The 17556-nt window shown below is 63.6% G+C and carries 19 protein-coding genes; 12 read left to right on the forward strand and 7 right to left on the reverse strand.

Annotation, left to right across the window (positions count from 1 at the left end):
• The first annotated feature begins 71 nt into the window (after nt 1–71).
• The gene (locus ACYG9Z_RS13425) at nt 72–1304 is read left to right on the forward strand and encodes an argininosuccinate synthase (protein WP_023752727.1); all 1233 of its coding nucleotides are present in this window, start codon (nt 72–74) and stop codon (nt 1302–1304) included.
• Between the two features lie 139 nt (nt 1305–1443).
• Nucleotides 1444–2022: a hypothetical protein gene (locus ACYG9Z_RS13430; RefSeq protein ID WP_023698860.1), complete on the forward strand. Its 579-nt coding sequence runs from the start codon at nt 1444–1446 to the stop codon at nt 2020–2022.
• 91 nt (nt 2023–2113) lie between these two features.
• On the opposite strand, the gene ACYG9Z_RS13435 is transcribed toward ACYG9Z_RS13430, so the two are convergent.
• Complete coding sequence (locus ACYG9Z_RS13435; RefSeq protein WP_023671711.1) at nt 2114–2911, reverse strand: lytic murein transglycosylase; 798 nt, start codon at nt 2909–2911, stop codon at nt 2114–2116.
• A gap of 294 nt (nt 2912–3205) precedes the next feature.
• Here ACYG9Z_RS13435 and ACYG9Z_RS13440 point away from each other — a divergent pair, with 294 nt between their 5' ends.
• The 7 genes from ACYG9Z_RS13440 to ACYG9Z_RS13470 all read left to right on the forward strand — a co-directional run bounded on the left by ACYG9Z_RS13440 (nt 3206) and on the right by ACYG9Z_RS13470 (nt 9807).
• The gene (locus ACYG9Z_RS13440; protein WP_023730269.1) at nt 3206–4303 is read left to right on the forward strand and encodes a zinc-binding metallopeptidase family protein; all 1098 of its coding nucleotides are present in this window, start codon (nt 3206–3208) and stop codon (nt 4301–4303) included.
• Between the two features lie 62 nt (nt 4304–4365).
• Nucleotides 4366–4965, forward strand: a complete 600-nt coding sequence (locus tag ACYG9Z_RS13445; RefSeq protein WP_023683834.1) for a DUF1236 domain-containing protein — start codon at nt 4366–4368, stop codon at nt 4963–4965.
• A 147-nt stretch (nt 4966–5112) separates the two neighbouring features.
• Entirely contained in the window at nt 5113–6063 is a 951-nt protein-coding gene (locus tag ACYG9Z_RS13450) for a CPBP family intramembrane glutamic endopeptidase (RefSeq protein ID WP_023732868.1), read from the forward strand.
• 383 nt (nt 6064–6446) lie between these two features.
• Complete coding sequence (gene ffh / locus ACYG9Z_RS13455) at nt 6447–8033, forward strand: signal recognition particle protein (RefSeq protein WP_023752729.1); 1587 nt, start codon at nt 6447–6449, stop codon at nt 8031–8033.
• Between the two features lie 7 nt (nt 8034–8040).
• On the forward strand, nt 8041–8367 hold the full coding sequence (locus ACYG9Z_RS13460) for a chorismate mutase (protein WP_023752730.1): 327 nt from the start codon (nt 8041–8043) through the stop codon (nt 8365–8367).
• Between the two features lie 104 nt (nt 8368–8471).
• Nucleotides 8472–8873, forward strand: a complete 402-nt coding sequence (gene rpsP / locus ACYG9Z_RS13465; RefSeq protein WP_023671705.1) for a 30S ribosomal protein S16 — start codon at nt 8472–8474, stop codon at nt 8871–8873.
• An 88-nt stretch (nt 8874–8961) separates the two neighbouring features.
• Nucleotides 8962–9807: an acyl-CoA thioester hydrolase/BAAT C-terminal domain-containing protein gene (locus tag ACYG9Z_RS13470; protein WP_023687658.1), complete on the forward strand. Its 846-nt coding sequence runs from the start codon at nt 8962–8964 to the stop codon at nt 9805–9807.
• 87 nt (nt 9808–9894) lie between these two features.
• Here the strand turns inward: ACYG9Z_RS13470 and ACYG9Z_RS13475 are convergent, their stop codons facing one another.
• From ACYG9Z_RS13475 to ACYG9Z_RS13485, 3 genes are all read right to left on the reverse strand, one after another.
• Nucleotides 9895–10158 (reverse strand): YMGG-like glycine zipper-containing protein, encoded by a 264-nt coding sequence (locus ACYG9Z_RS13475; RefSeq protein WP_023683830.1) that lies wholly within the window; start codon nt 10156–10158, stop codon nt 9895–9897.
• A gap of 152 nt (nt 10159–10310) precedes the next feature.
• Nucleotides 10311–10838, reverse strand: a complete 528-nt coding sequence (locus ACYG9Z_RS13480; RefSeq protein WP_023752732.1) for an SRPBCC family protein — start codon at nt 10836–10838, stop codon at nt 10311–10313.
• A gap of 14 nt (nt 10839–10852) precedes the next feature.
• A complete protein-coding gene (locus tag ACYG9Z_RS13485) occupies nt 10853–11263 on the reverse strand; it encodes a DoxX family protein (protein ID WP_031244203.1) in 411 nt (136 codons plus the stop codon).
• Between the two features lie 350 nt (nt 11264–11613).
• Between ACYG9Z_RS13485 and ACYG9Z_RS13490 the strand changes: the two genes are divergently transcribed.
• Nucleotides 11614–12021, forward strand: a complete 408-nt coding sequence (locus ACYG9Z_RS13490; protein ID WP_023671700.1) for an ACT domain-containing protein — start codon at nt 11614–11616, stop codon at nt 12019–12021.
• Nucleotides 12022–12024: 3 nt separating this feature from the next.
• On the opposite strand, the gene ACYG9Z_RS13495 is transcribed toward ACYG9Z_RS13490, so the two are convergent.
• From ACYG9Z_RS13495 to ACYG9Z_RS13505, 3 genes are all read right to left on the reverse strand, one after another.
• Nucleotides 12025–12477: a GNAT family N-acetyltransferase gene (locus tag ACYG9Z_RS13495; RefSeq protein WP_023671699.1), complete on the reverse strand. Its 453-nt coding sequence runs from the start codon at nt 12475–12477 to the stop codon at nt 12025–12027.
• Between the two features lie 225 nt (nt 12478–12702).
• Nucleotides 12703–13737: an aspartate-semialdehyde dehydrogenase gene (locus ACYG9Z_RS13500; RefSeq protein ID WP_023752734.1), complete on the reverse strand. Its 1035-nt coding sequence runs from the start codon at nt 13735–13737 to the stop codon at nt 12703–12705.
• A 106-nt stretch (nt 13738–13843) separates the two neighbouring features.
• Entirely contained in the window at nt 13844–13969 is a 126-nt protein-coding gene (locus tag ACYG9Z_RS13505; protein ID WP_023671697.1) for a hypothetical protein, read from the reverse strand.
• 190 nt (nt 13970–14159) lie between these two features.
• Here ACYG9Z_RS13505 and ACYG9Z_RS13510 point away from each other — a divergent pair, with 190 nt between their 5' ends.
• Together ACYG9Z_RS13510 and ACYG9Z_RS13515 are read left to right on the forward strand one after the other, a co-directional pair.
• Nucleotides 14160–16001, forward strand: a complete 1842-nt coding sequence (locus ACYG9Z_RS13510; protein ID WP_023752735.1) for a DEAD/DEAH box helicase — start codon at nt 14160–14162, stop codon at nt 15999–16001.
• A 265-nt stretch (nt 16002–16266) separates the two neighbouring features.
• Nucleotides 16267–17457: an integrase core domain-containing protein gene (locus tag ACYG9Z_RS13515; RefSeq protein ID WP_460222826.1), complete on the forward strand. Its 1191-nt coding sequence runs from the start codon at nt 16267–16269 to the stop codon at nt 17455–17457.
• Nucleotides 17458–17556: the final 99 nt, after the last annotated feature.

Here is a 17556-nt window from a genome sequence, read left to right on the forward strand (position 1 = left end):
TGCGCTGGCCGGAAATGCCGTGATACCTCGCCCGCGAAACTCATCGCGGAACCGCCAAAATGTCCCCAGCAATGCCCAAGACAAAAGACGTCAAGAAGGTCGTGCTCGCCTATTCCGGCGGTCTCGACACCTCCATCATCCTGAAATGGCTGCAGACCGAGCTCGGCGCCGAAGTCGTCACCTTCACCGCCGATCTCGGCCAGGGTGGCGAGTTGGAGCCGGCGCGCAAGAAGGCCGAGATGATGGGCATCAAGGATATCCGCGTCGTCGATGTGCGCGAGGAATTCGTCGCCGACTTCGTCTTCCCGATGTTTCGCGCCAATGCCGTCTATGAAGGCACCTACCTGCTCGGCACCTCGATCGCCCGGCCGCTGATCTCCAAACACCTGGTCGAGATCGCCCAGGAGGTCGGCGCCGATGCTATTGCGCATGGCGCCACCGGCAAGGGCAACGACCAGGTCCGTTTCGAGCTTTCCGCCTATGCGCTGAACCCCGACATCAAGGTCATCGCGCCGTGGCGGGACTGGTCGTTCAAGTCGCGCACCGACCTGATCAACTTCGCCGAGCAGCACCAGATCCCGGTGGCCAAGGACAAGCGCGGCGAAGCACCCTTCTCGGTCGACGCCAACCTCCTGCACTCGTCCTCCGAGGGCAAGGTTCTGGAAGACCCGTGGAGCGAGCCACCGGAATTCGTCCATCAGCGCACCGTCTCGCCGATGGACGCGCCGGACAAGGTCACCGAGATCGAGATCGAATTCTTGAAGGGCGACCCGATCGCGCTGAACGGCAAGAAACTGTTGCCGGCCGCCATGCTGACGGCGCTTAACGATCTTGGCCGCGACAATGGCATCGGCCGGCTCGATCTGGTCGAGAACCGCTTCGTCGGCATGAAATCGCGCGGCGTCTACGAGACCCCCGGCGGCACCATCCTGATCGTCGCCCACCGCGCCATCGAATCGATCACGCTCGACCGCGGCGCCGGCCACCTCAAGGACGAGTTCATGCCGCGCTACGCCGAGCTGATCTACAACGGCTTCTGGTTCTCGCCCGAGCGGCTGATGCTGCAGGCGATGATCGACAAGAGCCAGGAAGACGTCGAAGGCACGGTGCGCCTGAAACTCTACAAGGGCAATGTCATGGTCACCGGCCGCAAATCCAAGAAGACGCTCTATTCCGACGCGCTGGTCACCTTCGAGGATGACCGCGGCGCCTACGACCAGAAGGACGCCGCCGGCTTCATCCGCCTCAATGCGCTGCGGCTGAGGACGCTGGCGGCAAGGAGCCGCAAGGGTGAACCAAACTAGTGTTCCAGGAAAACCCGGCGGTCACGCAGGGTTTTTATTTGGTACCTCTAATATAAGAGGCCAAGCTGGCTGACATGGTTTCCGTTTGACCTTTTAAAAGCCTCATCTAAATTCCTTCGCGGGGCGAGGGATTCTGATCGTGAAAAACGCCATTTTTCTCATGCTTGCGGCGGCCATCGTCTTTACCGGATGCCAGTCCTCGCAGGCGGCCGCGAAACGCGAGCAGGACGGGTGCATCTCCGCAGTCCATTTGTGGAGCATCACGTTCAAGCACGAAATCGCCTCTTTCATGGGCGTCTCGCAGGAGCGCATGCCGGCCCTGTTCTGCCAGCGCCTTGGCGAAGGGGTCCGCAGCGGGCGGATCAGCTACTCCGATTTGAACAGAGTGCAGCTAGACCTGCCCACCGAGATATGGCTGGTCATCAAGGGCAAGTCAAAGGCGGCTGCCAGGGCCGCGCCAGCGCCGCGGAACTCCAACTTCCGTACCTGCAACGGTATTACCGGTACCTACCAGATTCCCGCTTCCCGCAAATGCCCAGTGAGCGGCTACGCTCAGCTCGACCAACCGACCAAAATCGATATAGAGGGCAGGCCAAAGGCGGTTCCGCCAATGCGGAGGAACTCCAAGTTCCGTACCTGCTCAAATGTTTACAGCGGCTCCTTCGAGGTTCCCGCTTCCGAGAAATGCCCGTCGGGCGGCGGCTACGTGGGCAATTGAGGAACCCAGGCGCTCGCCGCTCTTGCCTCACGCACCAACAAAAAGCCCGGCGCATGGCCGGGCTTTCCGTTCTTCGATCTGGATATTTCTATCAGCCCCCGTCGATCGCGTCGGCGATCTGGGCGATGGCCTGCTGGTAGACGCTGGCGGAATTCCAGCCGGCGATGGCGCCCATATTCGCACTCGCGCTCGCACCCGCCCGCCAGCCATGAGCCTTGAGGAAGTTGGCCGTCGAAGCCAAGGCCGTCGCCTTGTCGCGCAGATTTCCGTTGCCGACGCCATACTTAAGGACATTGCCGGGCAGGAATTGCGTATGGCCGATCTCGCCATGCGCAGCGCCGACCGACGAGGCGCTGAGCGCACCGCGATCGACCAGCTTCAGCGCCGCAATGGCATGCGGGTAAAAGAAGCCCGGGCGGCGGCAATCATAGGCAAGCGTCAGAATGGCGGAGACCGTGTTCTGGTTGCCCAGGGAGGCTCCGAAGCCGGTTTCCATGCCCCAGATGGCCAGCAACACGCCCGGCGACACCCCGTAATTGCTCTCGATCCTGTCGAACATCGCTGCATTCGACTTCTTCAGCGCACGGCCCCTGGAAATGATCGCAGCTCCGCCACGACGCTTCATGAAGGCGTCCACCGAACCGCTGAACGCCTTGTGGATGGCGCGGTCGACGGAGATTGTCTTTGTCGCGTAGCTGGCACCGGCCAGAGCAGCCAGACCCTTCCCGCCGACACCTTCGGACCTGGCCTGCGCGGCAAAGTCCTGCTTCCACGCCTCGAAGCCCGCGCCGGTCTTGCCGCAGCTGGCCGCCGCCTGCGCGCCCGTCGCCAGCGCAAGTACCGCGACCACCGCGGCAGCAATAATCTTTCCCTTGGCAAGCAATGCCATGCTTTTTCTCCTGATTGCCTGAATCACGTCCCGGTTGCGAACTTGCCAGCGAAACGCGCCATTGTCACCGTACCCCCGGCGCTACGCTGGCCAATGCAGCGGAATTTGCTTACGATCAAGTGCTTATTGTGGCCGAAACGCCCGGGCGCCGGGCAGGCGAATTCGCTGCTCGGGTAAAAAGAGGTGACGGGGGCATGGAACGGCGGCCCGTGGCGGGCGTTTGGGCGAGGCGCCGCTCCGCACCATATTCCTCCTCTGACGCCATACGCCAACGCCTGACGCATCGAGATCGACATGAAACTGTTCGACTGCCCGCATTGCGGCCACCGCCTCTACTTCGAGAATGCGCAGTGCCTGAATTGCGGGAGTCTCGTGCTTTACGATCCTGAGCATGCGCGCTTTGCCTTGTCTGACGTCGACGGCATCTTCCACTGCACCAATGCGGATGAATGCGCCTGCAACTGGATGGCCGAACCGGGTCATACCTACTGCCGCGCCTGCGTGCTGAACCAGCTGATCCCCGACCTCTCCGTCGACGGCAACCGCCGCCGCTGGATTCGCGTCGAGGCGGCCAAGAAGCGCGCCGTCTATTCGCTGCTCGCCTTCGGCCTTCCGGTCGCGCCCAAGCACAAGCACGGCGACGAAATCGGCCTCGCCTTCGACTTCATTGCCGATCCGATCGGCGGCGGTCCCGGCGGCGAACGCATCCTTACCGGCCACGACAACGGCCTGATCACGCTCAACGTCGCCGAGGCGGACTCGGCCGAGCGCGAGCGGCGTCGCGTCGAGATGGGCGAAAATTACCGCACGCTGCTCGGTCATTTCCGTCATGAGCTTGGCCATTACTACTGGGACCGGCTGATCCGCGACGAGCCGCAACGGCTCGATGCCTTCCGGGCGCTGTTCGGCGACGAACGCCCCGACTACGAGCAGGCGCTGAAGGCCTATTACGCCAATGGCGCTGCGCCCGACTGGCAGCAGAACCACATCTCCGCCTATGCGACGTCGCATCCATGGGAAGACTGGGCCGAGACCTGGGCGCACCATCTCCACATCACCGACACGCTGGAGATGGTGCACGCGCTGAATTTTCCACTCGGCCAGCTTGAGACGATGGAGACCAATGTGCTGCCGCAAGGCGACACCGGCGGCCGGTTGCAGGCGGCGCCCGCGGAACCTGACGCCGTGCCCGAGCCCTTCGAAAAGATTCTCGCCCGCTGGCTGGTACTCTCGGAAGCCTCCAACTCGATCAACCGCTGCATGGGCCTGCCCGACCTTTATCCCTTCGTCATTTCGGACGTGACGGCGCAGAAACTCAGCTTCGTGCATGAGCTTTTGACCGGTTTGCCGAAAGAAACCGGAACAAATCGTGAGCTGGCGTCGGTATTTTAGCCGGAACGCATGCGTTCTGGTTTCGTTTGGTGTCGCGAGGGACCATGAAAGGGAGAGAAACCATGAGACGCATATTGTTTCCGGCCGTCGCCGGGGCGCTTGTCGCGATGTCGGGTGCGGCACTCGCCGATACCGCCGTCTCGGCCGTCACCGATCTTAATGTGCGCGCCGGCCCCGGCCCGCAATATCCTGTGATCGGCGTGCTCGCCGCCGGCCAGTCGGCGACGCTCAATGGCTGCATCGAAAACAGCAAATGGTGCACCATTGCCGAAGCCGGAGGCCAGGGCTGGGTCTATTCCGACTATGTCACGGCCGATTTCGGCGGCAACCGGGTCGTTCTGACACGCCGCCCCGCCGACGCCGCCATCACCGTGGTTACACCGCCGCAGGATGATTATCCCGATACCTATACCGGTGCGATTCTGTCCGACGACGGCCCCGTCGACGCCATCGACAGGCCACCGGCGGAAGTCGGCACCTATGTCAGCACGCACCGGCTCGATCCTGTCTATCTCGAGGGCGAGGTGGTGACCGGTGCCACCTTGCCCGACACGGTCGAACTGCGCGAAATCCCCGACTACCGCTACCGCTACGTCTATGTGAATGGCCAGCAGGCGCTGGTCGACCCGCAGACACGGCGCATCATGTACGTCGTGCGCTGATTTTGCCTGGAAAGAATGACAAGTGAACTCGTGCCGCCCTCCTGCCGAGGCTGAGGGCGGCAAAAGGGTCGCTGAACAGCAGCAATTGCGCGAGAGCCGACGATCCCCTAGATCATGCGACCCGATGCGTTCGGCAGAGGAACTCGCGTGATATCAGATCCAGCCGCCTTCGAGCGCTATAGCAACACGGCCACCGAAAAGACGAACCTGCCGCGGCTGATAATCGGAACGGCGGTCGTCGTCCTGTTCTGGGTGGCGATCACCCTGGTTGTGGTGCTTGGCGGCACCTATGTCGCGATCGTCTGGCATGTATTGCCGGACGATCCGCGCGGGCCGCTTCAGGGCTTTCTGGCCTCGCCCATCGGCATACTCGCCGCACTCACCTCGTTTACCGGCATCTGGCTCGGCCTCTGGCTTGCCATGCGTTTCGTCCATGGCGAGCCGCTCTCGGCGCTTTTCGGCGCCAGTCGCCGCGTGTCCTTGTCGGGCTTCCTCAAGGGCCTGGTCGCGGTGCTGATCACATCGGCGCTTTCCGAAATCCTGCTCTACTGGCTACAGCCCGAAATCGCCCGCGGCACGATCAACCTGTCGACCTGGCTGCTGTTCCTGCTCCCGATCGTGGCGCTGACCCTGCTGCAGACCTCGTCCGAGGAGATGCTGTTTCGCGGCTATCTGCTGCGCGGCCTGGCCAGGCGCTTCGAGAGCCCTTACGTGTGGGCGCTATTGCCCGCTTTGCTGTTCACCTCCTTGCATTGGAGCCCGGGCTCGACCCCCGCCATCAACGCCTGCGTGCTGGCCTCGATCGCCGCCTTCGCCTTGCTGTTGACGCTGGTGGTTTATGTCACCGGCAATCTCGGCGCCGCCTTCGGCGCCCATCTCGGCAACAATCTCACCGGCTTCCTGCTGATCTCGCATCAGGAGAACTACAATTCCTTCGCCCTGTTCAACGCCAAGCCGCTGGAAGGTCCGGACTGGACGACGACGGATGCCGTCATCATCGCCGCCATCGGTATCGTCTGCACCTTGCTGACGATCCTGCTGCTTCTGCACCCGCGCTCGCCGCTGAAGGTTACGGCCGACCCTCGGGATGCAGGGTGAACTAAACAGGGACCGATCCAGAGACCGGCAAGCCGCCCTTGTCTTGACTCTTCGGCCGATTTCCTGTCTACAGCCCCGAAATCCGCGACGAGTATCCCTCCGAGCAAGCCGACCAGGACGCCAAAACCTTTTGAGGTGGGTGCTGTAAACAGATCCTGGAGGCCAACACCCGGCAGCGCTGAGCGCCCCCGGGTGCTTTTTGGTTTTGAGCTTTGCTTGGATGAGCGGCGCGAACGCACTACCTCTCGGGCACCATCGGGGTGCCTGAGAAAAAGGAAACGGAATGTTTGAATCGCCGCAGGAGCGCACAAGAGGCGTGGAGGGCCATCGGCCCGACAGGGATCACCATGAATCCAAGGCGCTCTCGCGCGGCGGGTTGACCAATGTTTGAATCACTTCAGGAGCGCCTTGGCTCCATCCTGAACGGCCTGACAGGCCGCGGCGCGCTGTCGGAGGCTGATGTCTCGGCGGCGTTGCGCGAGGTGCGCCGTGCGCTGCTCGAAGCCGACGTTGCGCTGGAAGTGGTGCGTTCCTTCACCGACAAGGTGCGCGAGAAGGCCGTCGGCGCCGCCGTCGTCAAGTCGATCAAGCCTGGACAGATGGTCGTCAAGATCGTCCATGACGAGTTGGTCGACATGCTCGGCGCCGAGGGCGTCGCCATCGACCTCAATGCGCCGGCGCCGGTCGTCATCATGATGGTCGGCCTGCAGGGCTCCGGCAAGACGACGACCTCCGCCAAGATCGCCAAGCGCCTGACCGAGCGCCAGAACAAGAAGGTTCTGATGGCCTCGCTCGACACGCGGCGGCCCGCGGCGCAAGAGCAGCTGCGCCAGCTCGGCGAGCAGGTCAAAGTCGCGACCCTGCCTGTCATTGCGGGCCAGAACCCGGTCGACATCGCCAGGCGCGCCGTCCAGGCAGCCAAGCTCGGCGGTCATGACGTCGTCATCCTCGACACCGCCGGCCGCACCCATATCGATGAGCCGCTGATGGTGGAGATGGCCGACATCAAGAAGATGTCGAGCCCGCACGAAATCCTGCTGGTTGCGGATTCGCTGACCGGCCAGGACGCCGTCAACCTTGCCAAAAGCTTCGACGAGCGCGTCGGCATCACCGGCCTGGTGCTGACCCGCATGGACGGCGATGGCCGTGGCGGTGCCGCGCTTTCGATGCGCGCCGTCACCGGCAAGCCGATCAAGCTGATCGGCACCGGCGAAAAGATGGACGGGCTGGAAGAATTCCACCCCAAGCGTATTGCAGACCGCATCCTCGGCATGGGCGACATCGTCTCGCTGGTCGAAAAGGCCGCCGAAAACATCGACGCCGAGCAGGCGGCGGCGATGGCCAAAAAGATGCAGTCGGGCAAGTTCGACCTGAACGACCTTGCCGGCCAGCTTCAGCAAATGTCGAAAATGGGCGGCATGGGCGGCATCATGGGCATGATGCCCGGCATGGGCAAAATGAAGGACCAGATGGCGGCCGCCGGCCTCGACGACAAGATGTTCGGCCGCCAACTCGCCATCATCTCGTCGATGACCAAGGCCGAGCGCGCCAATCCGGACATGCTGAAACATTCGCGCAAGAAGCGCATCGCCGCCGGCTCCGGCACCGATGCGGCCGAGATCAACAAGCTCTTGAAGATGCATCGCGGCATGGCCGACATGATGAAGGCGATGGGCGGCAAGGGCAAAGGCGGCGGCCTGATGCGCGGCATGATGGGCGGCCTTGCCTCCAAGATGGGCCTCGGCGGCATGATGCCGGGCGGCCCCGGGGGCATGATGGGCGGCGGCATGCCCGACCTCTCCAAGATGGATCCCAAGCAGCTCGAAGCCTTGCAGAAGCAGATGCCCGGTCTTGGCGGCATGAAGGGCCTGCCCACCCCGAGCGGCGGTGGCCTGCCCGGTCTGCCCGGCGGCATGAAGCTTCCCGGCCTTGGCGGCGGTGGTCTGCCCGGGCTCGGAAAGAAGAAGTGAGGACGCTATGAACGAAGAAAAAAACATGGCCCACGCACGCACCATCCTGGCCGGCTATCGCGCCTCGATCGACAACATCGACGCCGCCCTCATCCATATGCTGGCCGAGCGCTTCCGCTGCACCAAGGCGGTCGGCGTGCTCAAGGCCGAGCATGGCCTGCCGCCCGCCGACCCGGCGCGCGAGCAGGAGCAGATCACCCGCCTTCGCCAGTTGGCGAAGGACGCCCATCTCGACCCCGATTTCGCGGAAAAATTCCTCAACTTCGTCGTCCGCGAAGTGATCCGCCATCACGAGCAGATCGCCGCGTCCAACGGCGCAAGCAAAACCGGCTAACAAAGTGCATGTCGCCCAAAAGTGCGCAGCGGTTTTGGGACAACGACCTGCACAGACAAAGCCATTAACCCAACACTGACATCAGAAATTTTAGGAGAAACGAAATGCCCTTGAAGATCAGACTGGCCCGTGCGGGCTCGAAGAAGCGCCCTTACTACCACGTCGTCATCGCCGACGCCCGTTCGCCGCGTGACGGCCGGTTCATCGAGTCGATCGGCTCGTGGAACCCGCTGCTGCCCAAGGACGGCGAGCGCGTCAAGGTCGACGCCGACCGCGTCAAGCATTGGCTGTCGCACGGCGCCCAGCCGACCGACCGCGTGCTGCGCTTCCTCGATGAGGCCGGCCTCCTCAAGCGCGAAGCCCGCTCCAACCCGAAGAAGGCCGAGCCCGGCAAGAAGGCGCAGGAACGCGCCTCTCTGCTGAAGAAGGCCCAGGAAGACGCCGCCGCCGCCGTTGCCGCCGCTGCTGCAGCCCCGGCCGAAGCGGAAGCCGCCACCGCCGAATAAGCAACCGCGTCATCGCATCGACAAAACGGCGGGCCTGTGCCCGCCGTTTTGCTATTGTGCGGCGATGCCATATGCGTTCGAACGAAAGATGACTGAGCGGACCGTCACGGAAGAGACCCTTTTCGGCGGCGTAGCCGGAACGCTGTTGCGATGCGCCGGCGCCACGACAGGCGTCGTCGTGCTCAGCGGATCGAGCGGCCGCATCGACGTCACCCGGGCCCGGCTCTTTGCCAAGGAAGGAGCATCCGCTCTCGCGCTGCAATGGTTTGGCGGCGAAGGTCAGGTGCCCGGCATTTGCGAGATCCCGCTCGAAACGTTTTTCGCGGCGACCGACTATCTTGTCCAGATGGGATGCCGGCGCATCGTCTATGTCGGGACCTCGAAAGGCGCCGAGGCCTCCCTGCTTGCGGCGGCTCACGATCCACGCATCGGCCTCGTGGTTGCGATCAGCCCGACATCGGTGGTCTGGGGCAATATCGGGCCGGGCCGCGACGGCGTCAGCTGGCCGGAACGATCGTCGTGGACGCTCGAGGGGATTCCTTTGCCGTTTGTCCCAAGCAATCCCGCTTGGAACGCTGAGTATGTCGATGGTCTGGTGTCCTACCGGGGGCTCTTCCTACGTGCCTTGCAAACCTTCAAGGACGCAGCGGCCAAGGCTGCCATTCCCGTCGAAGCTATTTCAGCCGACATTGTTCTGGTTGCAGGCGGCGACGACGCGCTATGGCCATCGCTGGATTTTGCCCAGTCGATCGTTCGGCGTCGCCAGGACACCGCAATGACCACCTGCCTCGTCTCAGTGCCCGACGCCGGCCACCGCATTCTGCTGCCGGGCGAAATCACGCCGCGCTCGAGGCTGCATGCCCATGGCGGCAATGACGACGCCGACACGCGCCTGGGCCGCCTGGCTTGGGAGCATATCCGGGGATTGCTGTAGCGCAGCCAGCCATGGTCCAGCTGCCTTGGGCAACAGCGAAACCGGCGATCTATAGCCGCCGGTTTCCGATGTTGGACCTGGCTGTGTTCAATAACCGTCGGGGCAGCTGGCGATATAGGTGCGCCCGTTGCGGCCGCGGTAGCGACATTGACCGCTTTCGCTGGCACGGCCGATCAGCGCGCCGGCTACGGCGCCGACGGCGCCGCCGACGACGGCGCCCTGAACCGGATCATTTGCCACAGCTGCGCCAACCGCCGCGCCGCCGAGACCGCCGACCGCGGCACCCTTTTCGGTTTGCGAGCACGCACCCAGTGCGGTCGCCAGTACCAGAATGATCATCGCTTTTTTCATTGTCGTTCCTCTCTCACGCGGATCGCCGTCCTCGCCGCCACGGCTCTAACTCCCAGACAGCTGATTTGATCCCGAAGACGTGAGAGATCCCGGTGCGCCCGCCTGTCACATTCGTAACGACCGCCGCCGAGCTTGTTGAAATGCAGGACGTTTTACCTTTCAGTGGCCTTCTTCAGATTGGCGAGGCCAGCCTCGAAATCCTTGCCGATCAGCGTATCGAAATTCATGAAGAGGCCCAAAAGCTTGGCAATGAAGGGCCGGCTGCCGCGCATTGCCCAGGTGACTGCGGTGGTGTCGCCCGAGGGCTTCAGGGTGAAGTCGACGCTGTTGTTGGCCCGGAACGGCTTCTCGAAGTCGAGCTTCAGCGACACCAGCGAGGATGGCACGGAATTGACGATCTCCATGCGTCCCTTGCCGGCCTTGGCATTGCCTTCCCAGGCGTAGGCGGCGCCCTTGCCGGCATCAGCGCCCGACAGCGTGCGCTTCATCTCGGGGTCGAGCTTTTCGTAGGGTGACCACTCCGGCCAGTGCTTGAAATTGTTGATCAGCGGAAAGATCGCTTCCGGCGCGGCCTTGATGCTGGCGGTGCGGGCGGTGACGAAATCATTCGACCTCGTCGCCGCATAGATGAGCACGGCGGCGATGATGACGACCAGGATGATGAGAATGGTGCTGAGCATGTTTTTCTCCTCGCTTAACGGCTGAACGGGATCAGGGCGCGCACGTTTGGGTCGCGCAGATAGAGACCGCCCCACAGGATGATGCCGAGATAGACGCTAAACAGCGTGTGCGAAAACAACGGGCTGCCGACGCGCATGTTTGTGGCGATGGCGCCGCCGAGATAGCCGGTGAGCAGGATGGCGCCGGGCACCGAGGTGCGGGGCAGCGCATAGAGCGCGGTCGAGATCAGCCCGATAATGCCGAGCGTGCGCGCGACATTGACATCGGCCGGCCAGCCGAGCGGCACCATGGTCTGGGTGACGACATCGAGCGGCGGCAGCTTGATGACGCCGTCGAAGATCATGAACAGGATGATGAGGCCGCTGAGCACGCGGCCGGTCCACAGGGCGCCCGATGAGACGGGCATGGTTTGAGAAATACTCACGGGTGTTCCCTCCTAAGCGGCTCGAGCCGTTTGCTGGCTTCGGACCAAGGACGAGCGATGGGGCGGCGATCCTACAGGGTGCGGATTCTTTTTGGGTAGCAGCAAGCAAAAGCCGCTGCGTGGCGATCCTTCACACCCCCCTCTGGCCCGCCGGCCATCTCCCCGCAAGGGGGGAGATTACACGCTCGACCGCTTCGGCAATGTTCCATGAATGAGCGGAGCATCGAAACCGCCGATCTCCCTCCTTGCGGGGGAGATGCCCGGCAGGGCAGAGGGGGGTGCTGTCCATTGACGGACTATCGACATCCACCAGTCACGGCTATTGATAGGGCTGGGAGAGAGACGAGCGAATGGCCGGCGAGACTGATCTGAAAAAGCTGCTGGCGGCGATGACGCCGGAACTGCTGCCGGACGTCTACGTGTTCGCTACGCTCACACCTGGAATCAGCCGGCAGGCAGGCCTCGATCCCGTGATGGTCTTTCGCGAGCGCGAGGGTGTGACACTGATCGTGACCGAGGACGCGGCACGGGCGGCCGGGCTGACCGCTTCGTTCCGCTGCCGCATGATCACCCTGAACGTCCACTCCTCGCTGGAAGCCGTCGGCTTCCTCGCCGCCATCACCGCCCGGCTGGCCGCCGCCGGCATGGGCGTCAATCCGGTCTCTGCTTTCTATCATGACCATCTGTTCGTGCCCGCTGAGCGGGCCGAGGAAGCGATGGAGTTATTGCGCCAACTGGCCAAGGATAACGCCGGCTGAATATCAAGCTCGACGCACGTAGAGAATATCCGGCAGGCCTTCTTCGTTGGTGGTGCCCGCGCCGAACGCCTCGGGGCGAAAGCCATGGCGCTCGTAGAAGCGACGCGCGCCGGTGTTGGCCTGGAAGCAATGCAGTTTAACGATCCGTAGCGCGGCGGTCGCTTGCACCAGCAGCCGGCTGCCGATGCCTTGCCCCGTCCAGGCGGGGTCGAGATAGAGCTGTTCCACCCAATCGCCGCTGAGGGCAATGAAGCCGACAATGCCGGTGCCGGCCTCGGCGACCGTCACCTGCTGCCGGGACAGCACGATCTCGCGGATGAAGGCAAGATCCTCATCCGGCGTGTGGATGACCGGCATCCAGGAGAACGAGCCAAGTGCGGCCCGCATGACAATGGCGATGGTCGCGGCATCCAAAGCCGTGGCGGGGCGCAGCACGATTTTGGTGGGATCGTTCAAAGGCGTTTCTCAACAGAGGTCAGCGCTGCCCTCATCCCCCTGCCGGGACCTTCTCCCCGTGAACGGGGAGAAGGAAGGCTTCGGCCGAAGGCCGAGCCCGCGACTACGGGCCGCCGGCTTTCCGGCGCCCCGCGGAGGGCCAGCCGCGGCAGCGGCGATACGGCCCGTGAGCGATAAACGGAATCGGCCGAAGGCCGAACCCCGTGAGCGAAAACAAACCAGCCGTCAGGCCGCCTTCTTCTTCGGCTGGATCAGGCCGCGCTCGACCAGAAGCTCGGCGATCTGCACCGCGTTCAGCGCCGCGCCCTTGCGCAGATTATCGGAGACGATCCACATCGACAGGCCGTTGTCGATGGTCGAGTCCTCGCGGATGCGCGAGATGAAGGTGGCGTCCTCGCCGGCCGATTCCAGCGGCGTGATATAGCCGCCATCCTCGCGCTTGTCCAAGACCTGGCAGCCCGGCGCCTCGCGCAGGACGTCGCGTGCCTCGTCGGCGGTGATCGGCTTTTCGAACTCGATGTTGACCGCTTCCGAATGGCCGATGAACACCGGCACGCGCACGCAGGTCGCCGTCAGCTTGATCTTGGGGTCGAGCATCTTCTTGGTCTCGGCGACCATCTTCCACTCTTCCTTGGTCGAGCCGTCGTCGAGGAAGACGTCGATATGCGGAATGACGTTGAAGGCGATGCGCTTGGTGAACTTCTTGACCTCGACGCCATCGGCGACGAACACCGCGCGGGTCTGGGTGAAGAGTTCGTCCATGCCCTCCTTGCCGGCGCCGGACACCGACTGATAGGTGGCGACGACGACGCGCTTGATGGTGGCGACATCGTGCAGCGGCTTCAGCGCCACGACCAGCTGCGCCGTCGAGCAATTCGGATTGGCGATGATGTTCTTGCGGGTGAACAGCGAGATCGCATCCGGGTTCACTTCCGGCACGATCAGCGGCACGTCCTGGTCGTAGCGGAAGGCCGACGAGTTATCGATGACGACGCAGCCCTGCTTGCCGATCTTCGGCGACCACTCCTTCGAGACGTTGCCGCCGGCCGACATGATGCAGATGTCGGTGTCGGAAAAATCATACTGGTCGAGCGTCTTGACCTTCAGCGAACGGTCGCCGAACGACACTTCGGTGCCCTGGCTGCGCCGCGAGGCCAGCGCCACGACTTCGCTTACTGGAAAGCCGCGCTCTTCCAGTATGTTGAGCATTTCGCGACCCACATTGCCCGTGGCGCCGACTACCGCAACCTTGAAACTCATCAGAAATCTCCTGTCCCTCTCCGCTTGGTTTTTGGAGAAACCCGCCGGCCAATGCGGGTTCCGTCCCCCGGGCCGGACCCGGGAGAGGGTGGTTAGGCCAAGGGAATCACACCGTGGTGGTGGTTTTTTTGGCCATGGTTTTGCTGGAACGGTAAGACGCGCCGACGCGCCCGGCCCCATGATTGTGGCCGGGGAAGTCGAAGGCAAGAAGAGCCATCAGAAGGCCGCGCATCGAAAATGATCCCGTTCGATGCCGGCTTTTACGCGGTTTGCGTCAGGAGTCAATTGCGGCCAGGCACACGCCTGCCCTGTACAATAGCGGCCGCAAGAAGTACGAACGCCCAAATAGTGTTTGGCTGGCGTGCGTCAGCCCCGGCATGTGCTCCATGATGAGCCCAGACCCTGAATTCCGAAAGAGTGAGATGTCCAATTTCGAAGCTATTGTTCCTGCGCTGGCAGAAGCGCTGGAAAAACGCGGCTATACCGAGCTGACGCCAGTGCAGAAGGCCGTGCTGGAGCTCGGCGAGTCCGACGCTCTGGTGTCGGCGCAGACCGGCTCAGGCAAGACCGTCGCCTTCGGCCTCGCTTTGGCGCCGACCCTTCTTGGAAGCGCCGAACGTTTTGACCAGGCTAGCGCACCGCTGGCGCTGGCCGTGGCGCCGACGCGCGAGCTCGCTCTGCAGGTGATGCGCGAATTGCAATGGCTCTACGCGCCGACCGGCGCCACCGTCGCGTCCTGCGTCGGCGGCATGGACATGCGCTCCGAACGGCGCGTGCTGGAGCGCGGCGCCCACATCGTCGTCGGCACGCCCGGCCGCCTGCGCGACCACATCACCCGCAACTCCCTCGACATGTCGGCGCTGAAAGCCGTGGTGCTGGACGAGGCCGACGAGATGCTCGACCTCGGCTTTCGCGAGGACCTCGAATTCATCCTCGATGCCGCACCGGCTCAGCGCCGCACGCTGATGTTTTCGGCCACCGTGCCGCGCTCGATCGCCACGCTGGCGCAAGGCTATCAGCGCGACGCCGTACGCATCTCGGCCGGCGGCGAGGAAAAGCAGCATCTCGATATCGAATACCGGGCGCTGAATGTCGCCTATCCCGACCGCGAGAACGCCATCATCAACGTGCTGCGCTTTTACGAGGCGAAGAACGCGCTGGTGTTCTGCAACACCCGCGCCGCCGTCAATCATCTGACGGCACGCTTCAACAACCGCAATTTTTCCGTCGTCGCACTGTCGGGCGAGCTCAGCCAGAACGAACGCACCCACGCGCTGCAGGCGATGCGCGACGGACGCGCCAAAGTCTGCATCGCCACGGATGTCGCCGCGCGCGGCATCGACCTGCCCAATCTCGAACTGGTCATCCATGCCGATCTGCCGACCAATCCCGAAACGCTGCTGCATCGCAGCGGCCGTACCGGCCGCGCCGGCCGCAAGGGTGTCAGCGCGCTGATCGTGCCCAACGGCGCCCGCAAGCGCACCGAGCGCCTGCTGCAGAATGCAGGGCTGAAGGCGACATGGGCGAGCCCGCCCTCGGCCGACGACGTGATCAAGCGCGACGACGAGCGCATCCTTGCCGATCCAGCCTTCGACGAGCCGGTGGCCGAGGACGAGCGCGGCTTCATCGACGCGCTTCTGGCCAGGCATGGCGCCGAACAGATTGCGGCCGCCTTCGTGCGCCAATGCCGCGCCAGCCGCTCGGCGCCCGAGGAGCTTACGGATGTCGCACCGTTCACGCCTTCGCGTGACAAACCGGCGGGCGAAAAATTCGAGCGCCGCGATGAAGCGCCAGGCCGGCGCGACGATTTCGGCGACAGTGTCTGGTTCTCGCTGTCGATCGGGCGCAAGCAGAATGCCGAGCCGCGCTGGCTGATCCCGATGCTGTGCCGCACCGGCAACATCTCCAAGCGCGAGATCGGCTCCATCAAGATGCAGCAGGATGAGACCTACGTGCAGATCGCGGCCGACTGGGCCGATCGCTTCCTCGCCGCCGTCGGCCCCGACAAGAAATTGCAGGGCAACATTGCGGTGAAGCGCCTGGACGGCACGCCCGACCTGTCGCGGGCCGGCTACCAGGCGCCGAAGCCCGACAAGAAGCCGCATCGCGGCAAGCGCCCGTTCGAGGCGCCGCAAAGCGCACACAAGCCGAAATTCGAGAAGCGGGAACGGCCCCCCGGCGATGCAAAGCCTTGGGCCGGGAAACCGAAATTCGACAAGGCTGGACCGCCGAAGAACAAGAAACCGAAGAAGCGGCCGGTTTGAGGCTCTTATCGGCCAATTACAGATGCAGGCGCTGCCCCTCATTGCCCTGCCGGGCGTTTCTCCCCGTATAGTGACGGGGAGAAAGGGCTGACCGCAGCCTTGGCGCTCTCTTGCAACGTTGGCGATTGGCGGAATCGTCGATAACAGCGACCCCTCTCCCCGCCACTATACGGGGAGAGGATGCCGGTGTCCGAACCGGATAGATAGGTAACAGAATGGACCGATAGCATGGGTGACAGTTTTCTTGTCCGCCGGAGGACCGGCGATGGTTTGGCGAGAGACTGGCATCATGGACGAGCGGCTACGGTTTGTTGTGGAGTGTCTTTCTGGGGATGAGACGATGGTTGCGCTTTGTGCGGCCTACGGGATCTCACGCAAGAACGGCTACAAATGGCTAGGACGCTATCGGACGTTTGGGCCTGAGGGTTTGCACGACCTGCCGCGAGCCCCGCTCAATCATGGCCGGGCGACAGCTCAGGATCTGGTTGAGCGGATTGTGGCGGCCAAGGAGCTGCATCCGCTTTGGGGTCCAAAGAAGATCGTGGCACGGCTCAGGCGCACGGCTCCCGAGTTCATGTGGCCTTCAGCCTCGACGGTCGGCGCGATCCTTGCGCGGCATGGGCTTGTCCGCGCCCGCAAGCGACCCCGCCTGCGGGCCTGCGGCAATGGACCCTGGCCACAGCCGCAAGAACCGAACGCGGTGTGGACTGGCGATCACAAGGGCTGGTTCCGGACCCGCGACGGCTGGCGTTGCGAACCCTTGACGGTGATGGATGCGTCGAGCCGCTATCTTCTGGCGCTCGAAGCGACGGGGTCGACGGCCGATAGCGAAGCCTGGCCGGTGTTCGAACGGCTGTTTGAAGAGCATGGCCTGCCGGATCGCTTCAGAAGCGACAATGGCCCGCCCTTCGCATCGGCCGGCGTCACCGGGCTGACGCCGCTTGTCGTGCGCTTCATCAAGCTCGGCATCACCTTGGAGCGGATCGCACCCGGCAGGCCACAGCAGAACGGACGTCACGAGCGCTTTCACCTGACCATGCTGCCGATGGCCGAGGCACCGGAAGCCGACCGAACGGCACAGGGCCAGGCCTTCGAGACCTTCCGCCACAGCTACAATGAGGAACGTCCCCATGAGGCGCTGGGCATGGATACGCCCGCCCAGCACTACCGGTCCTCACAGCGCGCCATGCCCAGGACACCACCCGAGCCCGTCTATCCGGCCGAGGCCTCGGTCCGCCGCGTGCGCCACAATGGCGAGATCCGATGGAATGGCGGCTTCATATATGTCTCGCAAGCGCTGGCGGGCGAACCGGTCGCTGCGTTGGAGACCGAAGACGGACAATGGACACTCTCATTCCATGCCCACCCGCTCGGCTTCATCGACACACGGCACATGAAGCTTGTCCGCCGCAGCGCCGCGCCAACCAATCCGCTTGGCGCTGCGGCGGACGCATAGGGGGAGAGAAGTGTCACCTATGTATCCGGTTCAAAGTGTTACCCATCTATCGGCTGGACACCGGCAGGCAGGTGAGGGGCAGCGCCAACGCACCGGAAA

Source organism: Mesorhizobium sp. RSR380A (genome assembly GCF_054719385.1).